The organism is Boseongicola sp., assembly GCF_057460485.1.
This window is the reverse complement of sequence record NZ_JBVCWP010000416.1, coordinates 1-2,500: the sequence shown is the minus strand read 5'-3', so window position 1 is coordinate 2,500 and position 2,500 is coordinate 1. Positions and strand designations below refer to the sequence as shown.

1 protein-coding gene and 1 pseudogene are annotated in these 2,500 nt (G+C 56.5%); both read right to left on the bottom strand.

What is annotated here, in order from left to right; genetic code table 11:
* A partial coding sequence (ligA, locus tag AC221Y_RS23005; RefSeq protein ID WP_486708609.1) for an NAD-dependent DNA ligase LigA occupies positions 1 to 2,113 on the bottom strand: 2,113 nt, incomplete at its 3' end.
* Between the two features lie 76 nt (positions 2,114 to 2,189).
* Positions 2,190 to 2,369: pseudogene (locus AC221Y_RS23000) on the bottom strand (winged helix-turn-helix domain-containing protein); the annotation flags it as partial.
* Between the last annotated feature and the right edge of the window lie 131 nt (positions 2,370 to 2,500).

Genomic DNA, 2,500 nt, shown 5'->3' with positions numbered 1-2,500 from the left:
CGACGAGGCCCGGCACGTCGAGGTCTTCGCCAAGTACCTCGACACCAAGCTCAGCGGCCTTTTTCGCCTTCGATCCCGCGCCGGGCCCTGCGACCAGAATGTCGGTTTTGGCCGACACGGAACCCGAAACTTTTGCCCCCAAGGCTTCGGCGCGCGCCTTCGCCTCGGCCCTCGTCATCTTCTCTAACGTTCCGGTGAAGACGATGGTTTTGCCGTCAACCGGGCTGTTGTCTGTGGCCGGCCGCGACACGGGCTGAATATCAAGTTTTGCAACCAGCCGGTCGATAGATGCCCGCTCGGCCGTTTGATGAAAAGCGGTCACCAGCGATGTGGCCATCACGCGACCAACCCCATCGATTGCAAGCAGGTCTTCCCAGGTCTCATCGTCATCGATAGACGCGCCCGACATTGCGGCCTCAAATTTATCCCATGTCCCGTAATGGCGCGCCAGAAGAGACGCAGCACCTTCGCCAACATGTCGGATGCCTAAGCCAAATATTAAGCGATTCAGAGGAATTACGCGCTTTTCGTCAATTGCATCAAACAGATTATTTGCAGATTTCTCACCCCACCCCTCGCGGTTCTTAAGTTGCTGGAGCCCGGCGCCGTATCGGTCCCGAAGCGTGAAGATATCGACAGGCTCCTTGATCCAGCCATCCTCAAAAAACTGCTCGACCTGTTTGGCGCCCAGCCCTTCAATATCAAACGCCGCGCGTGACACAAAATGCTTCAGACGTTCAATAATCTGAGCGGGGCAAATCAGACCACCGCTGCAACGGCGCACCGCATCGCCGGGCTCGCGGATCGCCTCGGACTGGCACTCAGGACAAAGCGTCGGGAACACAAAAGCTTTGGCGTCCGCCGGGCGTTTTGCCAGATCAACATCCGCCACCTTGGGAATGACATCACCAGCGCGGTAGACTTGAACCCAATCGCCGACGCGAATGTCCTTCCCATCGCGAATGGTCGTCCCAGTCGAGTCGCGACCAGCAATGTAGTCCTCATTGTGAAGGGTTGCGCTAGACACTACGACACCTCCAACCGTTACCGGATGCAAACGCGCTACCGGACTAAGCGCGCCGGTGCGGCCAACTTGAATATCAACTGCTTCTAGACGGGTCCAAGCCAGTTCGGCCGGGAATTTATGCGCGATGGCCCATCTTGGCGTCGTCGAGCGGAAACCAAGCCTGGCCTGCAGGCCAAGTTCGTTCACTTTGTAAACCACACCATCAATATCGTAGCCAAGTGTCGCCCGCTGCGCTTCGATGCTGCTGTAGTGTTCAATAAGCTCCGCCGGACTTTGGCAGACGCGGGTAAGCGCATTGGTTGAAAAGCCAAGGTCTGCCAAGCGCGCGATCGCCTGACTTTGGGTCTTGCCCAACGGCTCGCTCACGCTTCCCCATGCATATGCAAAGAACTTTAATGGACGCGACGCAGTTATCGTGGCGTCCAACTGGCGCAGCGAACCCGCAGCAGCGTTTCGTGGATTTGCAAAGACCTTGCCGCCTGCCCGCAATTGGTTTTCATTGAGAGCCTCGAAATCCGCGTGGCTCATGTAGACTTCGCCGCGAACCTCCAGAACATCCGGCGCACCGTTCAGGCTGACGGGAACGTTCTTAATAGTTCGTGCATTTGCAGTAACGTTTTCGCCGACGCGCCCGTCGCCGCGCGTTGCGGCATGGACCAGAACACCCGCCTCATATCTGAGAGCCAAAGAAAGCCCATCGATCTTTGGTTCGGCCGTGTAGAACAAAGCCGTTTCAGTTGGCAGGCCGAGATACTTTCGGATCGACGTATCAAAATCGACAACGTCGCTGTCGTCAAAGGCGTTTCCCAGCGACAGCATTGGAATCGAGTGTTCGACTTTCTCGAAGCCGTGCGATGCAGTTGCGCCGACTTGATGGGACGGAGACTCTGGCTGCTCAAGTGTCGGGAAACGCGCCTCAATCTCAAGGTTTCGCCGCTTCAACGCATCATAAGCAGCGTCAGAAATATTAGGAGCGTCTTCGCCGTGATAGGCGTGGTTGGCCTGTTTCAATAGTATAGACAGGCGCTGCAATTCGGCGCGTGCTTGATCCTTCTTCAGATCGCTTACTGGTACGTCACCAGACATGTGAGGCTCCCAAACCCATTTTCACATGGATAGGTTCGGGCAAAGGCAAGGTCCAGCCTTAGCTTGTCACAAGAGATCAGGCAGTTGCGGCAACCGGCTCGGGTTCGACGGCCAGCGGGTCGGGATCACGCAGAACGTATCCCCGCCCCCAAACCGTCTCGCTGTTGTTATCGCCTTCTGTCGCCTCTGCAAGTTTCTTGCGTAGCTTGCAAATGAAGACGTCAATTATCTTTAGTTCCAGCTCGTCTATTCCGCCGCGGATTCAACTCGCCAGTGCAACTTTACCCACGGTATGATGCGTGAGGCAGCGATGCCCAAGTGCTTCTCACCGTCGAAAGTAAAGGAACACGAATGCGAGCCTATCACCGCCTCACTGAGGGGCAGCGT